Here is a 19,274-nt window from a genome sequence, read left to right as displayed (position 1 = left end):
CGCGCCGCCCGACCCGAAACCGACCCCAGGAGCCCTCGAATGAGCCGTCTCGCGGCCGAGCACCTCACCCTCGCCTACGACCGCCGGGTCATCGCCGGTGACCTGTCGGTGGAGATCCCCGACCACTCCTTCACCGTCATCGTCGGCCCCAACGGCTGCGGCAAATCCACCCTGCTGCGCGCCCTGTCGCGGATGCTCAGGCCCACCGGCGGCCAGGTCCTGCTGGACGGCGCGGCGCTCTCCTCGTACCCGGCGAAGCAGGTGGCCCGCACCCTCGGGCTGCTGCCGCAGTCCTCCGTCGCGCCCGACGGCATCACCGTCGCCGACCTCGTCGCCCGCGGCCGCTACCCGCACCAGGGTGTCCTGCGCCAGTGGTCGCGCGAGGACGAGCGGGTCGTGCGGGAGTCGATGGCGCGGACCGGTATCGGCGACCTCGCCGGGCGGTACGTCGACGAACTCTCCGGCGGCCAGCGCCAGCGGGTGTGGATCGCGATGGCGCTCGCCCAGCAGACACCGCTGCTCCTCCTCGACGAGCCCACCACCTACCTCGACATCCAGCACCAGATCGAGGTCCTCGACCTCTGCGCCACCCTCCACGAGGAACAGGGCCGCACCCTCGTCGCCGTCCTCCACGACCTCAACCACGCCGCCCGCTACGCCACCCACCTGATCGCGCTCAAGGACGGCCGGATCGTCGCCGAGGGCGCGCCGTCGGACATCGTCACCGCCGACCTGGTCGAGTCCGTCTTCGGGCTGCGCTGCCAGGTGATCGACGATCCGCAGACCGGCACCCCGCTGATCATCCCGGCGGCCCGGGAGGCCCGGCGCGCCGCCGCGGCTACAGCAGCTTCCTGAGCCGCAGCAGATCCCGCACCCCGGCCTCCAGCCGCACCCGCCCGCGGCCCCAGGCACGGGCGAAGTCCAGTCGGCCGTCCACCAGGGCGATCAGATCGTCCCCCGACATCGCCAGCCGGATCTCGGCCTTGTACGGCGGCGGCCCCGGCACGCTCCGTACGTCCTCGATGGTGCCGTGGGCCAGCCGCCCCAGGAACGTGACGTCGGGGTCGGTGAGGCGGCAGCTGAGCGAGCGGTCGAGCGCGGCGGCGCCACGCACCTCGCCGTCGGCGCCGGAGAGGTTCCGGGCCAGCCGGTCGAGCGCCGCGCGGCACTGGTCGAGAGTTGCCATCGCCGCCGACGATAGCCCCGCGCCCCGGCGGCCCGCCGCCGCGGCACCCCGGCCGACCGGCGTGGCGGGCCCGCCGTTCGCGGTAGCGTCGGGGCATGCACGAGCCGACGCCCGAAGCCTCCGTGGAGCCCGACGCCGCCGCCGGAACCGAGGCCGACGGGAGGCCGGAAACCGCCGCCGGGACCGGGGCCTCCGGGTGGCCGGAAACCGCTGCCACAACCGGCACTCCCGAGGGGCCCGGCGCACCCGGCGCCCCCGCCGCCCCCGGGGAGCCGGAGGCCCCCGACGGCCCCGCCGCCCCGCGGCCACTGGGCATCGCGTCCGACCCGACCGGTGAGCCCGCCGTGGACGGACCGCTGCGCCGCCTGGCCGACGCCGACCACCTCGCCGTCGGCGCGCATCTCGCGGTGTACGAGGATGTCCACCGTGGGCTGCGCGACGCACTGGCCGCCCTCGACCGGGACCCCGGGCCGCCCGCCCCGGCCGCCCACGGCACGACGAAGAACGATCACAGGAGCTGAACCACGGTGGCAGGAGTGGCACGACGCCGACTCGACGCGGAGCTGGTGCGCCGCAAACTGGCCCGCTCGCGCGAGCACGCCGGTCAGCTGATCGCCGCGGGACGGGTGACCGTCGGCGGCACGACCGCGACCAAGGCCGCCACCCAGGTCGCCACCGGCGCCGCCGTGGTCGTCCGCGAGGACGCGAACGACCCGGACTACGTCTCGCGCGGCGGCCACAAGCTCGCCGGCGCCTTCGCGGCGTTCGTCCCCCTCGGACTCAGGATCGAAGGCCGCCGCGCCCTCGACGCCGGGGCCTCCACCGGCGGTTTCACCGATGTGCTGCTGCGCGCCGGCGCCGCCCACGTCGTCGCCGCCGACGTCGGCTACGGCCAGCTCGCCTGGTCCCTGCAGAGCGACGAGCGGGTCACCGTCAAGGACCGCACCAACGTCCGCGAGCTGACCCTCGACCAGATCGACGGCGTCCCCGTCGACCTCGTCGTCGGCGATCTCTCCTTCATCCCGCTGGGCCTGGTCCTGCCCGCGCTGACCGCCTGCACCGCGCCCGGCGCCGACCTCGTGCTGATGGTCAAACCGCAGTTCGAGGTCGGCAAGGAGCGCCTCGGCAGCGGCGGTGTGGTCCGCAGCCCCGAGCTGCGCGCCGAGGCGGTCCGCGCCGTCGCCGCCCGCGCCGCCGAGCTGGGACTGGGCGTCCTCGGGGTGACGGCCAGCCCGCTGCCCGGCCCCTCCGGCAACGTCGAGTACTTTCTGTGGCTCCGCGCCGGGGCGCCCGCACTCGACCCGGCGGACGTCGACCGTGCAGTGGCGGAGGGGCCGCGTTGACCACCACACAGGCAGTACAGGAGAGCGCACCGCAGCAGGGCGAGGACAGGGCACGGACGGTGTTCCTGCTCGCCCACACCGGCCGCCCGGCGGCCATCCGCAGCGCCGAGCGCGTCGTGACCGGGCTGCTGCGCCACGGCATCGGCGTCCGGGTCCTCGCCGAGGAGGCGGCCGATCTGCCGCTGCCCGACGCCGTCGAGCGCGTCGCCTCCCGGCAGAGCGCCGCCGAGGGCTGTGAACTGCTCGTCGTCCTCGGCGGCGACGGCACCCTGCTGCGCGGCGCCGGTTTCGCCCGCACCTCCGGGGTGCCGATGCTCGGCGTCAACCTCGGCCGGGTCGGTTTCCTCGCCGAGGCCGAACGCGACGACCTCGACAAGGTCGTCGACCGCGTCGTCACCCGCTCCTACGAGGTCGAGGAGAGGATGACCCTCGACGTCCTGGTCCGGAACAACGGCAGCGTCGTGCACACCGACTGGGCGCTCAACGAGGCGTCCGTCGAGAAGGCGGCCCGGGAGCGGATGCTGGAGGTCGTCACCGAGGTCGACGGCCGCCCCGTCTCCCGCTTCGGCGGCGACGGCGTCGTCTGCGCCACCCCGACCGGCTCCACCGCGTACGCCTTCTCGGCGGGCGGGCCGGTCGTCTGGCCCGAGGTGGAGGCGCTGCTGATGGTGCCGATCAGCGCCCACGCGCTCTTCGCCAAGCCGCTGGTGACCTCCCCGACGTCGGTGCTGGCGGTCGAGGTGCAGCCCAAGACGCCGCACGGTGTGCTCTGGTGCGACGGGCGCCGCAGCGTCGAACTGCCCGCCGGTGCGCGCGTCGAGGTCCGCCGCGGCGCCGTCCCGGTCCGCCTGGCCCGGCTGCACCACGCCTCCTTCACCGACCGGCTGGTGGCGAAGTTCGCCCTGCCGGTCGCGGGCTGGCGCGGCGCCCCGCACTGACGCCCGCGCCCGGTAACGGGCGGTACCGGGACGATCCCGGGCGCGGCGCGGGCCGGGCGGCCACCCCGGCGGGTGGCCGGGGCGGGAGTCCGTCGCGAGGGGGCCGGTGGACCTCGTAAGGTCGTATCCGTGTTGGAGGAGATGCGGATCCGGTCCCTGGGCGTCATTGACGACGCCGTAGTCGAGCTGTCCCCGGGCTTCACGGCGGTGACGGGTGAGACGGGCGCGGGCAAGACCATGGTCGTCACCAGCCTCGGCCTGCTGCTCGGCGGGCGCGCCGACCCCGCGCTGGTGCGGATCGGCGCCAAGGCGGCGGTCGTCGAGGGGCGCCTGACGATGGACGCCACGGCGCCCGCCGCGGTCCGCGCCCAGGAGGCGGGCGCCGAGCTGGACGACGGGGCGCTGCTGATCAGCCGCACCGTCTCCGCCGAGGGCCGCTCCCGCGCCCACGTCGGCGGCCGGTCCGCCCCGGTCGGTCTGCTCGCGGAGCTGGCCGACGAGCTGGTCGCCGTGCACGGCCAGACCGACCAGCAGGGGCTGCTGCGCCCGGCCCGCCAGCGCGAGGCCCTGGACCGCTACGCCGGGGACGCCGTCGCCGCCCCCCTCGCCCGTTACGCCGCCGCCCACCGGCGGCTGCGCGCCGTCGCCACCGAGCTGGACACCCTGACGACGCGGGCCCGCGAGCGCGCCCAGGAAGCCGATCTGCTGCGCTTCGGGCTGGAGGAGATCGCCGCCGTCGAACCGCAGCCCGGTGAGGACACCGCGCTCGCCGCGGAGGCCGAACGCCTCGGCCACGCCGAATCCCTGGCCGGCGCCGCCGGTGCCGCGCACGCCGCGCTGGCCGGCAACCCGGAGGACCCCGAGGGCGTGGACGCCGCCACCCTCGTCGCCGGGGCGCAGCGCGCGCTGGACGCCGTCCGCGCCCACGACCCGCGGCTCGCCGCGCTCGCCGAGCGGGTCGGCGAGATCGGCATCCTGCTGGCCGACGCCGCGGGCGACCTCGCCGGATACGCCGACGGGCTGGACGCCGATCCGCTGCGGCTCGCCGCCGTCGAGGAGCGCCGCGCCGCGCTGACCCATCTGACCCGTAAGTACGGTGAGGACATCGACGCGGTCCTGGCCTGGTCCCAGGAGAGCGCGGACCGCCTGGCCGAACTGGACGGCGACGACGACAAGATCACCGAGCTGACCGCCGAACGCGACGCCCTCCGCGGCGAACTGGGCGCCCTCGCCCAGGAGCTGACCGACGCCCGGACGGCCGCCGCCACCCGCTTCGCCGCCGACGTCACCGCGGAGCTGGCCGAACTCGCCATGCCGCACGCCCGGGTGAGCGTCGACATCCGCCAGACCGAGGCGGCCGAGGAGAGCGAGGGCATCGAGGTCGGCGGCCGGTCCGTCGTCTACGGGCCGAGCGGCGCCGACGAGGTCGAGCTGCTGCTCGCCCCGCATCCGGGCGCCCCGCCCCGCCCGATCTCCAAGGGCGCCTCCGGCGGTGAACTCTCCCGCGTGATGCTCGCCGTGGAGGTCGTCTTCGCCGGCTCCGACCCCGTCCCCACGTACCTCTTCGACGAGGTGGACGCGGGCGTCGGCGGCAAGGCGGCGGTGGAGGTCGGCCGCCGCCTCGCCCGCCTCGCGCAGTCCGCGCAGGTCGTCGTCGTCACCCACCTCCCGCAGGTCGCGGCCTTCGCCGACCGGCAGCTGCTGGTCGCCAAGACCCACGACGGCTCGGTCACCCGCAGCGGCGTCACCGTCCTGGAGGGCGAGGAGCGCATCCGCGAACTCTCCCGCATGCTGGCCGGCCAGGAAGATTCCTCCACGGCCCGCGCCCACGCCGAGGAACTGCTGGAGACGGCCCGTTCGGGACGGTGACGACGGGCCGCCGGCCGAGGGGAGCGCGATGGGCGAGGGACGGATGTTCCGCGCGGACGGCCGGGGGAGCGGGGCACACCCGCCGGGCACGGCAGGCCGGAGGAACGGGACGCGGACGGTGCGCGTCGGCGGCAAGGCGGCGGCCCTCGCGGGCGCGGCGGCCGTCACCCGCGCCGCGTACACGGCGGTGCGCCGCCGGCCGCCCGGGGGCGCGGCGAGGTGGCGGCGCACCAACCACGCCGGGCGTCCGGTGACGCTGTACGCCGGGCCCGCCACCGCGATCGGTGCCGCCTGTGCGGTGGCCGCCGCGCCGGGGACGCCCCGCGCCCGCGCCGCCGCGGCCCTCACCGTCCTCGCCGCGGGCGCCTGCGGCGCGGTGGACGATCTGCGCGCCGCGGACGATTCCCGGCGCGGCTTCCGGGCCCATCTCACGGCGCTCGCACACGGGGAGGTGACCACCGGCGCGGTCAAGCTGTTCGGTATCGGCGGTGCCGGGCTCGCCGCCGGGGCGGTGTTGCGGCGGCGGCCGGCCGACGCGCTGCTCGCGGGCGTCGTGGTGGCCGGCAGCGCCCATCTGGTGAACCTCCTCGACGTCCGGCCCGGCCGCGCCGCCGGCGCCGTCCTGGCCCTGGGGGCGCCGGGCCTGCTCGGCGGCGGTCCCGCGGCGCGGGCGGCGGGCGCCCCGGTGGGTGCCGCCGCGGCCGTCCTCGCCGATGACCTGGCCGCCCGCACGATGCTCGGCGACACCGGCGCGCACGCGCTCGGGGCGGCGCTGGGCCTGTCCGTCGTGGCCCGGTACGGCCGGACGGGGCTCGCCGCGCACGCCGCCGCGCTGGTGGCGGCGGCGGTGGTGGGCGACCGCCGGACCCGCTCGCCCGGCCCGCCCCCGGCCGGGCGCCGGGGAACGGGCGTTCTGTCCCCCAGGGGGGTGGTCCAGGGGCCGGGCGGGTGAGACATCCCACCTGAACGGCGGGCGAACGGTGCGGAATTGACGCCCGCGGCCTGGCATCCTGGTGCGCGGTGCCACGGCGGGCGCCGCGCCCCGCTCCCCGCGTACGCCCCCGGAACCCGCAGGCTCCCCACGCGCCCCCGGTCCGCCTTCCGGCGATCCGCCGGTGCGCGCCCCGCCCGACCGTTCCGCCGTACGGATCCCAGCCCGCCGACCCAGGAGTTCCCGTCGTGACCCGTACGCCGCCCCCGTCGCCCGGCCGGGTGCCACTGCGCGCGGTCCAGGTGCTGGGCCACGGTGCCGCGGGCAGCGCCGCCCACGTCCGCGCGCTCACCGCCGGGCTGATCGCCCGGGGCGTGCGGGTCACGGTCTGCGCCCCGGCCCCGGTCGAGGAGGCACACGGCTTCGCCGCGGCCGGGGCCCGGTTCGTACCGGTGGCGGCGGGCCCGGTCGCGCTCGCCGCGCTGCGCGGTGCCTTCCGCGACGCCGACGTGGTCCACGCCCACGGGGTACGGGCCGGGTTGAGCGCCCTGCCGGTGCTGCGGACCGTGCGTGCCCGGGGCGGCCGGCCGCCGCTCGTCGTCACCTGGCACACCGCGGCCCGCGCCGCGGGCGCGCTGGTACGGCTGCGGGAGCGGCAGTTGGCACGCGCCGCCGCCGTGGTCCTCGGTGTCTGTGCCAAACTCGTCGACCGCGCCCGCGAGCGCGGGGCCCGCGACGCCCGGCTGGCCCCGCCCGCCCCGCCGGGCCCCCGGCCCGCCGGTGACGGCACCACCGACCGCCGGCACCACAAGGTCCGTGCCGAACTGGGCGCGGTGGACCGCCCGTTGCTGCTCGCCGCCGGGCCGCTGGAGGAGCGTCAGGAGCACGATCTGCTGCTGGACGCCGCGCACGCCTGGGCCGCGCGAGAGCCCTGCCCGCTGCTGGTCGTCGTCGGCGAGGGCGGTCGCCGCGCCGCTCTCCAGCGCCGGATCGACGCCGAGGAGCTGCCCGTCCTCCTCGCCGGGCACCGCGCCGACCTGCCCGAACTCCTCGCCGCCGCCGATGTGGTGATCGTCCCGGGCCGCTGGGAGGCCCGGCCGCCGCTCGCCCTCCAGGCACCGGCCGCCGGGGCGCCGCTGGTCGCCGCCGCCACCGATGAGCTGCGCGAACTCCTCGGCCCCGCCGCCGAACCGGTCCGCCCCGGCGACGCGGTCGCCCTCGCCCGCGCGGTCACGGGCCTCCTCGACGACCCGGCCCGGCGCGCCGAGATCGCCGCCGCCGGCCCGCTCCGGGCGGCCGACTGGCCCACCGAGGACGCCGCGGTCGCCCAGATCCTGAGCGTCTACGACGAGGTGGCCCGCCCCGGCCCCTGCCGCACCCCGGTCTGATCCGGCGCCGCCCGGGGCCGTTACGGTGACGTGGACGGCAGCGGGCAGGCGGCCCCGGGGCGGAAGGCGGGCGGACGGATGACGGCAGCGATGGCGGGCTTCGCGCTCTTCGCCCTGCTGATGACGGTGGTGCCGGGCCCGGACACCCTGCTGGTCCTGCGCAACTGCCTGCGCGGCGGCCGCCGCTCGGGCGCGGCCACCGCACTCGGCGCCGCGGCGGGCTCGCTGGCCTGGGCGGTCGCCGCGGCCCTCGGCCTGGCCGCCGCCCTCCAGCGCTGGGACGCGGCCTTCACCGCCGTACGCCTGCTGGGCGCCGGTTATCTCGCGGTGCTGGGTGTCCAGGCGCTGTGGGCGTGCCGCCGCTCCGCCGCGCCGGGGCCCGGCGCTTCGGGGGGAACGGCGGCGGGGACGGCGGCGGAGGCGGCCGGTACCGCGCTGCGCGGTTTCCGCCAGGGCCTGCTGAGCTGCCTGCTCAACCCCAAGGTCGGGATCTTCTTCGTCGCCGTGGTCCCGCAGTTCCTGCCCCGGGGCCGCTCGGTCCTCGGCGCGACGCTGCTGCTCGGCGCCGTCGACGCGGTGATCGCCGCCGGCTGGCTCCTCCTCGTCGCCCTCGGCGCCGGCCGCCTCGCCACCTGGCTGCGCCGCCCCCGCATCCACCGCGGTCTGGAGGGCACGACCGGCGGCGTCCTCGTCGCCCTCGGCGTGGGCACGGCACTGGAGACGGCCGCCGGGTGAGCGGGCGCCGGACCGGCCCGGGACCGGGCGGAAGGCCCGGCGGCCCGGTGCGCGCCGGCCGGCCCGCGCGCACCGGAACCCGGAAGCCCCGGCCCGCCGCTACCCCCGCTCCGCGTGCCGCCGGGCCCGCAGGGCGAGCCGCAGCCCCAGGACCGTCTGGGGATCGTCCAGGTCGGTGCCGAGGAGGTGGGCGATGCGGGCCAGACGGTCGTAGAGGGTCTGGCGGTTGACGTTGAGGGCGCGGGCCGTCTCCGCCTTGCGGCCGGCGCTCGCCAGATATGCCTCCAGCGTCGGCAGCAGCGGTTGGCGGGCCGCCTTGTCGTGGCTGAGCAGCGGACCGATGGCGCGGGCCACGAAGTCCGCGAGGACCTCCTCGCCGCCGTGCTCACGCATCCGCCACAGCAGCAGTTCGATGTCCAGGCGCCGTGCGTCGTACCACGGCTGGTGCGGCAACCCCTGCGCCGCGGCCGCCGCCTGCGCCGCGTGCCGCAGGCCCGACCCGGCCGCCGCCCACTCGCCCGCCGCACCGACCACCACCACCGGCCGCGCCGCCGCCGGACGGTCCAGACCGGCCCGCGCCACCCCGGTGCGCAGCGCCTGCGCCACCCGGTCGGCCAGCGCCTCCCGGGCCCGCCCCGCCCGCAGCGCCACCAGCAGCGGCACCCGCCCCTCCACCGGCCGCACGCCCAGCAGCACCGGCACGCCCAGCGCCGTCAACTCCTCCCGCAGCGCCTGCGCGAGCACCGCCCACCCGCCGTCCGACACCAGCCCGGACGGCAGCCGCATCACCACCGGCAGCACCGGATCGCCGCCCGGCCGGAACCCCAGCAGCCGCGCCTGACCGGGCGCCTCGGCCGCCGAGACCCGGCCCTCGGCGAGATCGGCCAGGAAGTCGCCCCGGCCCCGCGCCGCCAGCACCTCCTCCTGACGGGACTGGAGCATCACCACCGCCAGCAGATCGGCCGCCCGCGCCGCCGCGATCCGGTGCACCGGCGCCGCCGGGGAGTTGACCGGCAGCAGCACCAGCCGCGCCCGTACCGCGTCAGGGCCCGGCCCGCCCCCGGGTACGTCGACGCGGACACCGGTCTCCCGCAGTCCCTCCCAGGCCAGCAGCGGATCGGCGTCCGCGGGCCCGTCGCCGCCGCCCTGCGGCCCCGCCGCGTACAGCGGACTGCCGTCGGCCGACTCCAGACAGAGCGGATTGCCGGTGAAGTCGGCGAGCAGCCGCAGCACCTCCGGCGCGCCGCCGCCGCGCAGCAGCGCGTCCGTACAGCGCCGGATGAGGGCGTCGGCGCGGCGCAGCAACGTGTAATGGCTGTTGACGATCTCGGTGTGGATCTCCTCGGTGACCGTGACGTACGGGACCTCGCGGTGCAGCTGGATCAGGGTCAGACCGCAGTCGCGGGCCGCGTCGACCAGCGCCGCGGGCAGCGTGGTGAAGCGCGCGCCCAGCTCCACCACGAGCGCCGCGATCCGCCGGTCGGCGAGGTCGCGGACGAAGGCCCGCTGCTCGGTGGGGCGGGCGCCGAGCCCCAGCCCCGTGGTGAGCAGCAGCTCGCCGCCCTTGAGCAGGGAGGCGATGTTCGGCACCTCACCGGCGTGCACCCAGCGCACCGGACCGTCCAGCCCGTCGCCGCCCGCCACCACCTCCGGCAGACCGCGCCGCAGCGCGGGCAGCTCCAGCGCCCTGCGTACGGTGATCTCCGCTTCGATCGTCGTCTCCGGCCCCATGGCACCGACCGTACCCGGCGCGCGTCGTCGCACGTCACGGCGGACGCCGGCGGTCGGCGCGGACCGTCAGCCGGAGGAGGCGCGGACCACCAGCGTGGCCGGGGTGACGACGGACGCCGGGCCCGCGCCCCCGGCGATCTCCCGCAGCAGCATCCGCGCCATCAGCCGCCCCAGCTCCGTCACGTCCTGCCGCACCGTGGTCAGCGGCGGATCGCAGCGGGCGGCCGGCCCCAGATCGTCGTAGCCGACCACCGCCACGTCGCGCGGCACCCGCCGCCCCCGCTCCCGCAGGGTGCCGAGCGCCCCGGACGCCATCAGGTCCGAGCAGACGAAGACGGCGTCCAGCTCCGGCGCCGCGTCCAGCAGCCGGGCCATCGCCGCCCGGCCACCGTCCGCGGTGAACCGGCCGTCCGCGACCAGCCGCGGATCGTACGCCCCGGGCCCCAGCGCGTCGCGGTAGCCCGCCAGCCGGTCGGCGGCCGAGGTCTGGTCGAGCGGCCCGGTGATCACGGCGACGGTGCGCCGCCCTCGCTCACGCAGATGCCGTACGGCCTGCCGGGCGCCGTCGCGGTTGTCGGTGTCGACGTACCGCACCCCCGGATCGTCCGCGGCGCCCGCCCAGCCGGGCCGTCCGCCGTAGACCACCGGCAGTCCGGCGCGCACCGCCACCGACGGCAGCGGCGCGTCGTGGTGGAGCGAGAACATCAGCGCGCCGTCGACGTGCCCGGCGGCGAGATAACGGCCGATCCGCGGCCAGTCCGCGCGGCTCTCCACCAACAGCAGCAGCGGCTGGGTGTCCGCGGCGGCCAGTTCCCGGCCGATGCCGCGCAGCTGCCGTCCGAAGAACGGGTCGCTGAAGACCCGCTCCTCCGGTTCACCGACGACCACGGCGACCGCGCCGGTGCGCCGGGTGACCAGGGAGCGGGCCGCGCTGTTGGGGACGTACCCCAGCTCGGTCACGGCCCGCGTCACCCGCTCGCGCACCGCGGGCCGGACGCCGGTCCGGCCGTTGACCACCCGCGAGACCGTCGCCCGTGAGACCCCGGCGTGCGCGGCGACCGCCTCCAGCGTGGGCCGCCGGCTGTTCCGTTCCGTCACCGTCCAACTCCTTTTTCGTCAGCGCGGGTTGACGCCGAACCGCCGAGTCGGCAGGGTGCCTCCCACGCGTGAGAGCGCTCTCAGTGGCGCCTGCGAAGACTCCTCCCGTACCCCCCACCGTGTCGAGGAGAATGACATGATCATGAAAATCAGGGTGTGTGCGGTCGCCGCCGTCTGCGCCCTGGCGGCGGCGGTACCGCTCCGGTCCGCCCCGCCCGCCGCCCCCGCAGGGGAGGCGGCCCCCGCCTTCCAGGAGGTCTGGCGCACCGACTTCGACGGCGCGGCCGGAGCCCGCCCCTCCGCCGATGACTGGATCACCGACACCGGCACCGGCTACCCCGGCGGCCCCGACCACTGGGGCACCGGCGAGGTCCAGACGTACACCGACGCCCCCGAGAACCTCCAGCTCGACGGCGCCGGACACCTCAAGATCACCGCGCTGAGGAAGGACGGCGGCTGGACCTCCGGCCGCATCGAGACCCGGCGCACCGACTTCGCCGCGCCCGAGGGCGGCGCCCTGCGTATCGAGGCACGCATCCGGCTGCCGCAGGTCAGCGGCGACAAGGCCCTGGGCTACTGGCCCGCCTTCTGGACGCTCGGAGCCGACTTCCGGGGCACGTACAGCAACTGGCCCGGGGTCGGCGAGTTCGACGTCCTGGAGAACGTCAACGGCGCCGACACCCTCTGGGGCACCCTGCACTGCGGCGTCGCTCCCGGCGGGCCCTGCAACGAGACGCAGGGCAAGGGGAGTTCCCGGCCCTGCACCGGCTGCCGGGACGCCTTCCACACCTACGCCCTCGAACTCGACCGCACCGACCCCGCCCACGAGAAGCTGACGTGGTTCCTCGACGGCGCCGCGTACCACACCGTCGCCGCCTCCGAGATGGACGCCGACACCTGGGCCCGCGCCACCCACCACGGACACTTCGTCCTGCTGAACCTCGCGATGGGCGGCGGTTTCCCGGACGGTGTCGCCGGCCGCGCCACCCCCACCGACACCACGGAACCCGGCGCCTCGCTCCTGGTCGACAACGTTGCCATCTCGGTCGCCAAGCCTTCTTCCGCCCCCACCACGTAAGGAGACACCCGTGATCAGCCGCCGTACCCTGCTCGGCTCGCTCGCCGCCACCACCGCCGGACTCGCCCTCGCCCCCCGGGCGTTCGCGCAGCCCGCGCCCGTGCTCGGGAACACCGCCGCCGGGATGCCGCTGCACATCGTCAACAACACCGGCGCGTACGACAACGCCTCCGTCAGCGTCTACATCGTCGGCAACGACGGAACCCAGCAGGTCCGCGTCACCCCCGACGGACAGCTCACCCCCGTCGCCCTCGGCGACAACGGCCCGGACGGCTTCACCGACTACGCCATCCCGCTCGCCGGCAGCGGCACCACCACGGTCAACCTGCCGCAGATGTCCGGCCGGATCTACGTCGCGCTCGGCGACAAGCTGAAGTTCAAGGCGGTCGAGGACGGCAACGGCAAGGCCGCGCTCGCCTACCCGGCGGGCTGGGTCGAGGGCGACCCCAACTACCCGGTGCTGCACGACTGCGCGGAGTTCACGTACAACTCCGGCGGGATGTACTGCAACACCACCATGGTCGACATGTTCAGCGTGCCGCTGGAGATCAAGCTCAACGGTGCGAAGGAGCAGACCACCGGCACTCTCAAGGACGGCGCCCGCGCCAAGGTCTTCTCCGACGTCAAGGCGGCCGACGGCTTCGGCAAGCTGGTCGTCGACGACAAGCGCGTCATCGCCCCCGGACACGGTCTGGACAGCGGCCTGTTCGCCGCCGACTACCTCGCCCCCGCCATCGACGAGGCGTGGTCCACGTACGAGGGCAAGGACCTCAAGGTCACCACCAACGCCGGGACCTTCACCGGCCGGGTCTCCGGCGGCAGGTTCGCCTTCACCGGCCCCGGCGACGTCTCCTTCGACAAGCCGTCCACCCGCGACGTCCTCTTCTGCGACGGCGCCCTCGCCGCGCCCAACGACGGCACTCTCGGCCCGGTCGCCGCGATCCTCGGCGCCGCCCTCAACCGCTCCATCCTCACCACCGCCGACGCCCAGCCCGGCACCGACCCGGCCACCTTCTACCAGCAGCAGCTCACCAACCACTACGCCAAGGCCATGCACGAGGCGACCCGCGACGGCAAGGCGTACGGCTTCGCCTTCGACGACGTCGCCGGCTTCGCCTCGTACATCGAGGACGGCGCCCCGAAGGAGATCACCCTGACGCTCACCGCGTTCTGACGGGACGTGGGCCGGCCGCCCCGGTGACCGCCTCCGTGGCGGCGGCCGGGGCGGCCGGTCCGCGACACCGGGCGGCGGCCGGTGTCGCGGACACGGGCGGCGGCCGTCCGCCGGCGCGGCTCCGCCCGGCCCGGCGGCGCTCCGTTCCGGCCGCGCCTCCGCCCGCCCTGGCCGGATATCGGTGGGGGAGGCGCCGCCGCCGCTCCTACGCTGGGCCGCATGTCAGGTACCGCACACACGTCCGACGGCCCGGCCGACCGCACACTGTCCGGGCCGCCGCCCGGACCGGACCGTACGGTCGTCGCCGCCGTCCAGCGGCGCACCGTCCGGGTCCTGATGTCCGCCCAGGTCGTGGCCGGTATCGGCATCGGCTCGACGCTCTCGGCGGGGGCGCTGCTGATCGGGCGGCTCAGCGGCTCGGACGCGCTCGCCGGGCTCGCCACCACCTCCGCGACGCTCGGCGCCGCCCTCCTCGGCATCCCGCTGGCCGCGCTCTCCCGCTCCCGGGGCCGCCGCACCGGCCTGGGCACCGGCTGGCTGATCGCCGCAGCCGGCACCCTGTTCGTCCTGCTCGGCGCCCGCCTCGGCCGCCCCGAACCGGTCCTCGTCGGCACCCTCCTGCTGGGCGCGGGCACCGCCGCCAACCTCCAGTCCCGGTACGCCGCCGCCGACCTCGCCGACGACGGCAACCGCGCCCGCTCCCTCTCCCTCGTCGTCTGGTCGACCACCGCCGGCAGCGTCATCGGCCCCAACCTCACCGGTCCGGGCGAGCCCGTCGCCCGCGCGCTGGGTCTGCCCGAGGAGTCCGGGACGTTCCTCTTCTCCGCCGTCGCCTTCACCGGCGGCTGGGCGATCAACCACTTCCTGCTCCGCCCCGACCCCCTCCGCCTCGCCGCCGAACTCACCCGCGCGGACCACGGCGGAATACCGGACGCCTCCGGGGAGCGGAGGCCCGGGGAGCGGGAGCGGGGGGCCGGGCAGGGGAAGCCGGGGGAGCCCGCACCGGACGGTTCCGGGCCGGGGGAGCCCGTACCGGGGGAGCCGGGGAAGTCCGCCCGGGACGAGCCCGCGCCGGGAAGGCCCGCACAGGACGGGCCCGCACCGGCCGCCTCCGTCACAACCGCACCGGTCACCCCCGCCGCCCCGCGCTTCACCGCCCGCTTCGCCGAGGCGCTCCGGGTGGTCCGCGCCGTGCCCGCCGCCCGCCTCGGCCTGGTCACGATCGTCCTGGGCCACGCCGTCATGGTCTCCGTGATGACGATGACGCCGGTCCACCTCGCCCACCACGGCGCGGGCCTGAGCGTCGTCGGCTTCAGCGTCAGCCTCCACATCGCCGGGATGTACGCCCTGTCTCCGCTGGTCGGACGGCTCGCCGACCGTCTCGGCCGGATCCCCGTGATCCTCCTGGGCCAGGCGCTCTACCTCGCCACCGCCACCGTCGCCGGGCTCGCCGGCACCAGCCACACCGCCGCCGTCGGCGCCCTGTTCACCCTCGGCCTGGGCTGGTCCTGCACCACCATCGCCGGCTCCACCCTGCTCACCGAAGCGCTGCCCCCCGCGCAGCGCTCCGAGATCCAGGGCCTCGCCGACACCCTGATGAACCTCGCGGGCGCGGTGGGCGGCGCCGTCGCCGGCGGCCTCGTCGCCCTCATCGGCTACGCCGGTCTCAACGCGGCCGCCGCCCTCCTCACCCTGCCCGTCCTCGCCCTGACCCTGGCCCCCCGCACCCGCGTCGCGAGCTGACCGGCGGGCACGCACGGAAGAGAAAAACGAAAAGGGGCCGCCCCGGTCCGGGACGGCCCCTTCCCCGTGTCCGTGCCCCGCGGCTCAGCCGCCGCCGTACGCGCCGCTCGCCGTCAGCCGCAGCGCGGTGTCGATCAGCGGGACGTGGCTGAACGCCTGCGGGAAGTTCCCCACCTGCCGCTGGTGGGCGGAGTCCCACTCCTCGGCGAGCAGCCCCAGATCGTTGCGGAGCGCCAGCAGCCGCTCGAAGAGCGTGCGCGCCTCCTCCACCCGCCCGATCATCGCCAGATCGTCCGCCATCCAGAACGAGCAGGCCAGGAACGCGCCCTCGTCGCCCTCCAGTCCGTCCACCCCCGCCTCGTCACCGGAGGTCGGGTAGCGCAGGATGAAACCGTCCTCGGTGGACAGCTCCCGCTGGATCGCCTCGATCGTGCCGATGACGCGCTTGTCGTCCGGCGGCAGGAACCCCATCTGCGGGATGAGCAGCAACGACGCGTCCAGCTCCCGGGAGCCGTAGGACTGCGTGAAGGTGTTGCGCTCCTTGTCGTACCCCTTCTCGCAGACGTCCCGGTGGATCCGGTCGCGCAGCTCCTTCCAGCGCTCCAGCGGTCCCTCGGCGTCGCCCGCCTCGATCAGCTTGATGGTGCGGTCCACCGCCACCCACGTCATGACCTTGGAGTGGACGAAGTGGCGGCGCGGCCCGCGGACCTCCCAGATGCCCTCGTCCGGCTCGCTCCAGTGCTTCTCCACCCAGTCGATCAGCTTCAGCTGGAGCAGCGAGGCGTAGTCGTTCCGGGCCAGCCCCGTCATGTGCGCCAGGTGCAGCGCCTCGATGACCTCGCCGTACACATCGAGCTGGACCTGGCCCGCGGCGCCGTTGCCGACCCGCACCGGCCGGGAGTTCTCGTACCCCGGCAGCCAGCCCAGCTCGTTCTCGCCCAGCTCCCGCTCCCCGGCGATGCCGTACATGATCTGGAGGTTCTCCGGGTCCCCGGCGACCGCCCGCAGCAGCCACTCGCGCCAGGCGCGCGCCTCCTCGCGGTAGCCCGTCCGCAGCAGTGACGACAGGGTGATGGCGGCGTCCCGCAGCCAGGTGAAGCGGTAGTCCCAGTTGCGTGAGCCGCCCAGGTCCTCCGGCAGCGAGGTGGTCGGCGCGGCCACGATCCCGCCGGTCGGCGCGTACGTCAGCGCCTTCAGCGTGATGAGCGACCGGACCACCGCGTCCCGGTACGGCCCGTGGTACGTGCAGTGCTCCACCCACTCGCGCCAGAACTCCTCGGTGGCGGCCAGCGCGTTCTCCGGCTCGGCCAGCGCCGGCGGCTGGTGGTGCGAGGGCTGCCAGCTGATCGTGAAGGCGATCCGCTCACCCGGCGCGACGGTGAAGTCGGAGTAGGTGGTCAGCTCCTCGCCGTACGTCTGCGCCGTCGTGTCCAGCCACACCGAGTCGGGGCCGGCGACCGCGACGGTCCGCCCGTCGACCTTGTGCACCCACGGCACCACCCAGCCGTACGCGAACCGCATCCGCAGCTCGGAGCGGACCGGGACGGTGCCGCTGACGCCCTCGACGATGCGGATCAGCTGCGGCGCGCCGTCGCGCGGCGGCATGAAGTCGATCACCCGGACGGTGCCCTGCGGGGTGTCCCACTCCGATTCCAGGACCAGCGAGTCGCCGCGGTAGCGGCGGCGGTCGGCGGGGAGCGGGCGGGTGCCCTCGGAGTGGGCGGGGCCCATCCGCCAGAAGCCGTGCTCCTCGGTGCCCAGCAGCCCGGCGAAGACCGCCGGGGAGTCGAAACGCGGCAGGCAGAGCCAGTCCACCATGCCGTCCCTGCACACGAGTGCGGCGGTTTGCATATCGCCGATGAGTGCGTAGTCCTCGATGCGCCCGGCCACGTGCGTCTCCCGTCGAACTGGAGTCACGCCCCCTCGGGACGTGATGGCTGTCCGTCCTGCCCATGAAACGTTGTCGAGCAACGGGACCGGAGAACGGGCGGGGGTGGTGCCTCACCGGACGGCTCGTAACGAGTGTCCGAGCAGGATACGACGGCCCCCGGGGCCCCGCGCGACGCTCACGAACAGGGGCGTCACTCGTTCGGGTGACGTGGTGCGGAGGAGGTGCGGAGGACGCCGCCGGGCGCGACCATCCCCGGTCGCTGATAGCCTGGTATCCCGTGGACCGGTGGGCCCCACAAATGTCACGGCAGATGTCACGGCACCCCCGAGCCGCAGCGAAGGCACCCCTCGAACAACCGGGGACGGCGCCGCATCGCACCTCTCCACTCGCGACCACGGGAGCCCCCTCTTGGCCATGCCGCCCTCTGCTTCTCGAAAGAACGCAGCCACGACGACCAAGCACATCTTCGTCACCGGGGGCGTCGCCTCCTCGCTCGGCAAGGGCCTCACGGCCTCCAGCCTCGGCGCGCTGCTCAAGGCGCGGGGCCTGCGGGTCACGATGCAGAAGCTCGACCCGTACCTGAACGTCGACCCCGGCACGATGAACCCGTTCCAGCACGGTGAGGTCTTCGTCACCAACGACGGCGCCGAGACCGACCTGGACATCGGCCACTACGAGCGCTTCCTCGACGTCGACCTCGACGGCAGCGCCAACGTCACCACCGGCCAGGTCTACAACACCGTGATCGCCAAGGAGCGCCGCGGCGAGTACCTGGGCGACACCGTGCAGGTCATCCCGCACATCACCAACGAGATCAAGCACCGCATCCGCCGGATGGCGACCGACGACGTCGACGTCGTCATCACCGAGGTCGGCGGCACGGTCGGCGACATCGAGTCGCTGCCGTTCCTGGAGACCGTCCGCCAGGTCCGCCACGAGGTCGGCCGGGACAACGTCTTCGTCGTGCACATCTCGCTGCTGCCCTACATCGGCCCGTCCGGTGAGCTGAAGACCAAGCCGACCCAGCACTCCGTCGCGGCGCTGCGCAACATCGGCATCCAGCCCGACGCGATCGTGCTCCGCGCCGACCGCGAGGTCCCCACCGCCATCAAGCGCAAGATCTCGCTGATGTGCGACGTGGACGACAACGCCGTGGTCGCCGCGATCGACGCCCCGTCGATCTACGACATCCCCAAGGTGCTGCACGCCGAGGGCCTGGACGCCTACGTCGTCCGCAAGCTGGACCTGCCGTTCCGCGACGTCGACTGGACGCAGTGGGCGGACCTGCTGGAGCGCGTCCACAACCCCGACCACGAGGTCAAGGTCGCGCTGGTCGGCAAGTACATCGACCTGCCGGACGCCTACCTCTCGGTCACCGAGGCGCTGCGCGCGGGCGGCTTCGCCAACAAGACCCGCGTGAAGATCAAGTGGGTCACCTCCGACGACTGCAAGACCCCGGCGGGCGCCGCCGAGCAGCTCGGCGACTGCGACGCGGTCTGCATCCCCGGCGGTTTCGGCGACCGCGGTGTGGACGGCAAGGTCGGCGCGATCACCTACGCCCGCGAGCACAAGCTGCCGCTGCTCGGCCTCTGCCTGGGCCTGCAGTGCGTGGTCATCGAGGCGGCCCGCAACCTCGCCGGTATCGAGGGCGCCAACTCCACCGAGTTCGACCCCGCCGCCGCCCACCCGGTCATCTCCACGATGGCCGAGCAGATGGACATCGTCGCCGGTGAGGGCGACATGGGCGGCACGATGCGGCTCGGTATGTACCCGGCCAAGCTCGCCGAGGGCTCGATCGTCCGAGAGACCTACGACGACGCGCCGTATGTCGAGGAGCGCCACCGCCACCGCTACGAGGTCAACAACGCCTACCGCGGTGAGCTGGAGAAGAAGGCCGGTCTGGTCTTCTCCGGCACCTCCCCGGACAACAAGCTCGTCGAGTACGTCGAGTACCCGCGCGAGGTGCACCCCTACCTCGTCGCCACCCAGGCCCACCCGGAGCTGCGCTCCCGCCCGACCCGCCCGCACCCGCTCTTCGCGGGCCTGGTGAAGGCGGCTGTCGCGCAGCAGACGGGCGCCGGTAAGTAAGCGCCGACCGGCCGTTACGGTGGAGCCGGGGCAGGGATCTCGTACGGGGTCGCTGCCCCGGTTTCTGCGTTGACGAGGACA

At 75.4% G+C, this 19,274-nt stretch carries 16 protein-coding genes; 12 read left to right on the top strand and 4 right to left on the bottom strand.

Features of this window, described 5'->3' with window-relative positions:
- The first annotated feature begins 39 nt into the window (after positions 1-39).
- On the top strand, positions 40-855 hold the full coding sequence (locus tag ACZ4M8_RS17240; RefSeq protein WP_467607987.1) for an ABC transporter ATP-binding protein: 816 nt from the start codon (positions 40-42) through the stop codon (positions 853-855).
- On the opposite strand, the gene ACZ4M8_RS17235 is transcribed toward ACZ4M8_RS17240, so the two are convergent.
- Complete coding sequence (locus ACZ4M8_RS17235) at positions 839-1,186, bottom strand: sterol-binding protein (protein WP_399092976.1); 348 nt, start codon at positions 1,184-1,186, stop codon at positions 839-841. The genes ACZ4M8_RS17240 and ACZ4M8_RS17235 overlap by 17 nt on opposite strands.
- Before the next feature lie 95 nt (positions 1,187-1,281).
- Between ACZ4M8_RS17235 and ACZ4M8_RS17230 the strand changes: the two genes are divergently transcribed.
- From ACZ4M8_RS17230 to ACZ4M8_RS17200, 7 genes are all read left to right on the top strand, one after another.
- Positions 1,282-1,707, top strand: a complete 426-nt coding sequence (locus tag ACZ4M8_RS17230; protein ID WP_467607985.1) for a hypothetical protein — start codon at positions 1,282-1,284, stop codon at positions 1,705-1,707.
- A gap of 6 nt (positions 1,708-1,713) precedes the next feature.
- Complete coding sequence (locus ACZ4M8_RS17225) at positions 1,714-2,529, top strand: TlyA family RNA methyltransferase (protein WP_467607982.1); 816 nt, start codon at positions 1,714-1,716, stop codon at positions 2,527-2,529.
- Between the two features lie 59 nt (positions 2,530-2,588).
- A complete protein-coding gene (locus tag ACZ4M8_RS17220; protein ID WP_467608065.1) occupies positions 2,589-3,467 on the top strand; it encodes an NAD kinase in 879 nt (292 codons plus the stop codon).
- Between the two features lie 141 nt (positions 3,468-3,608).
- Positions 3,609-5,336 (top strand): DNA repair protein RecN, encoded by a 1,728-nt coding sequence (gene recN / locus ACZ4M8_RS17215; protein ID WP_467608062.1) that lies wholly within the window; start codon positions 3,609-3,611, stop codon positions 5,334-5,336.
- Positions 5,337-5,454: 118 nt separating this feature from the next.
- Positions 5,455-6,288, top strand: a complete 834-nt coding sequence (locus ACZ4M8_RS17210) for a hypothetical protein (RefSeq protein WP_467607979.1) — start codon at positions 5,455-5,457, stop codon at positions 6,286-6,288.
- A gap of 227 nt (positions 6,289-6,515) precedes the next feature.
- The gene (locus tag ACZ4M8_RS17205; RefSeq protein ID WP_467607976.1) at positions 6,516-7,655 is read left to right on the top strand and encodes a glycosyltransferase family 4 protein; all 1,140 of its coding nucleotides are present in this window, start codon (positions 6,516-6,518) and stop codon (positions 7,653-7,655) included.
- A 78-nt stretch (positions 7,656-7,733) separates the two neighbouring features.
- The gene (locus tag ACZ4M8_RS17200) at positions 7,734-8,390 is read left to right on the top strand and encodes a LysE family translocator (protein WP_467607973.1); all 657 of its coding nucleotides are present in this window, start codon (positions 7,734-7,736) and stop codon (positions 8,388-8,390) included.
- Positions 8,391-8,489: 99 nt separating this feature from the next.
- Here the strand turns inward: ACZ4M8_RS17200 and ACZ4M8_RS17195 are convergent, their stop codons facing one another.
- Complete coding sequence (locus ACZ4M8_RS17195; protein ID WP_467607970.1) at positions 8,490-10,121, bottom strand: PucR family transcriptional regulator; 1,632 nt, start codon at positions 10,119-10,121, stop codon at positions 8,490-8,492.
- Between the two features lie 66 nt (positions 10,122-10,187).
- Entirely contained in the window at positions 10,188-11,219 is a 1,032-nt protein-coding gene (locus ACZ4M8_RS17190; protein WP_467607967.1) for a LacI family DNA-binding transcriptional regulator, read from the bottom strand.
- Positions 11,220-11,355: 136 nt separating this feature from the next.
- Between ACZ4M8_RS17190 and ACZ4M8_RS17185 the strand changes: the two genes are divergently transcribed.
- The 3 genes from ACZ4M8_RS17185 to ACZ4M8_RS17175 all read left to right on the top strand — a co-directional run bounded on the left by ACZ4M8_RS17185 (position 11,356) and on the right by ACZ4M8_RS17175 (position 15,214).
- Positions 11,356-12,297 (top strand): glycoside hydrolase family 16 protein, encoded by a 942-nt coding sequence (locus ACZ4M8_RS17185; RefSeq protein ID WP_467607964.1) that lies wholly within the window; start codon positions 11,356-11,358, stop codon positions 12,295-12,297.
- A gap of 10 nt (positions 12,298-12,307) precedes the next feature.
- A complete protein-coding gene (locus tag ACZ4M8_RS17180) occupies positions 12,308-13,471 on the top strand; it encodes a beta-1,3-glucanase family protein (RefSeq protein WP_467607961.1) in 1,164 nt (387 codons plus the stop codon).
- A gap of 219 nt (positions 13,472-13,690) precedes the next feature.
- A complete protein-coding gene (locus ACZ4M8_RS17175) occupies positions 13,691-15,214 on the top strand; it encodes an MFS transporter (protein ID WP_467607958.1) in 1,524 nt (507 codons plus the stop codon).
- 84 nt (positions 15,215-15,298) lie between these two features.
- Here ACZ4M8_RS17175 and ACZ4M8_RS17170 read toward each other — a convergent pair whose 3' ends face one another.
- Entirely contained in the window at positions 15,299-17,104 is a 1,806-nt protein-coding gene (locus ACZ4M8_RS17170) for a glycoside hydrolase family 15 protein (protein ID WP_467607955.1), read from the bottom strand.
- Positions 17,105-17,519: 415 nt separating this feature from the next.
- On the opposite strand from ACZ4M8_RS17170, the gene ACZ4M8_RS17165 reads away from it, so the two are divergent.
- Positions 17,520-19,193 carry a CTP synthase gene (locus tag ACZ4M8_RS17165; RefSeq protein ID WP_467608059.1) on the top strand — a complete coding sequence of 558 codons (1,674 nt, stop codon included), beginning with the start codon at positions 17,520-17,522 and terminating at the stop codon, positions 19,191-19,193.
- Positions 19,194-19,274: the final 81 nt, after the last annotated feature.

The organism is Streptomyces sp. NPDC027185 (assembly GCF_055567035.1).
Note: the sequence above shows the minus strand (reverse complement) of the source record. Positions and strands in the feature narration are given on the sequence as shown.

Excerpts from the sequence above, each read along its gene's own strand:
- ACZ4M8_RS17230 (WP_467607985.1), top strand. The coding sequence starts at position 1,282 with ATGCACGAGCCGACGCCCGAAGCCTCCGTGGAGCCCGACGCCGCCGCC.
- ACZ4M8_RS17235 (WP_399092976.1), bottom strand. The coding sequence starts at position 1,186 with ATGGCAACTCTCGACCAGTGCCGCGCGGCGCTCGACCGGCTGGCCCGG.
- ACZ4M8_RS17165 (WP_467608059.1), top strand. The coding sequence starts at position 17,520 with ATGCCGCCCTCTGCTTCTCGAAAGAACGCAGCCACGACGACCAAGCAC.
- ACZ4M8_RS17195 (WP_467607970.1), bottom strand. The coding sequence starts at position 10,121 with ATGGGGCCGGAGACGACGATCGAAGCGGAGATCACCGTACGCAGGGCG.
- ACZ4M8_RS17185 (WP_467607964.1), top strand. The coding sequence starts at position 11,356 with ATGATCATGAAAATCAGGGTGTGTGCGGTCGCCGCCGTCTGCGCCCTG.
- recN (WP_467608062.1), top strand. The coding sequence starts at position 3,609 with ATGCGGATCCGGTCCCTGGGCGTCATTGACGACGCCGTAGTCGAGCTG.
- ACZ4M8_RS17175 (WP_467607958.1), top strand. The coding sequence starts at position 13,691 with ATGTCAGGTACCGCACACACGTCCGACGGCCCGGCCGACCGCACACTG.
- ACZ4M8_RS17200 (WP_467607973.1), top strand. The coding sequence starts at position 7,734 with ATGACGGCAGCGATGGCGGGCTTCGCGCTCTTCGCCCTGCTGATGACG.
- ACZ4M8_RS17240 (WP_467607987.1), top strand. The coding sequence starts at position 40 with ATGAGCCGTCTCGCGGCCGAGCACCTCACCCTCGCCTACGACCGCCGG.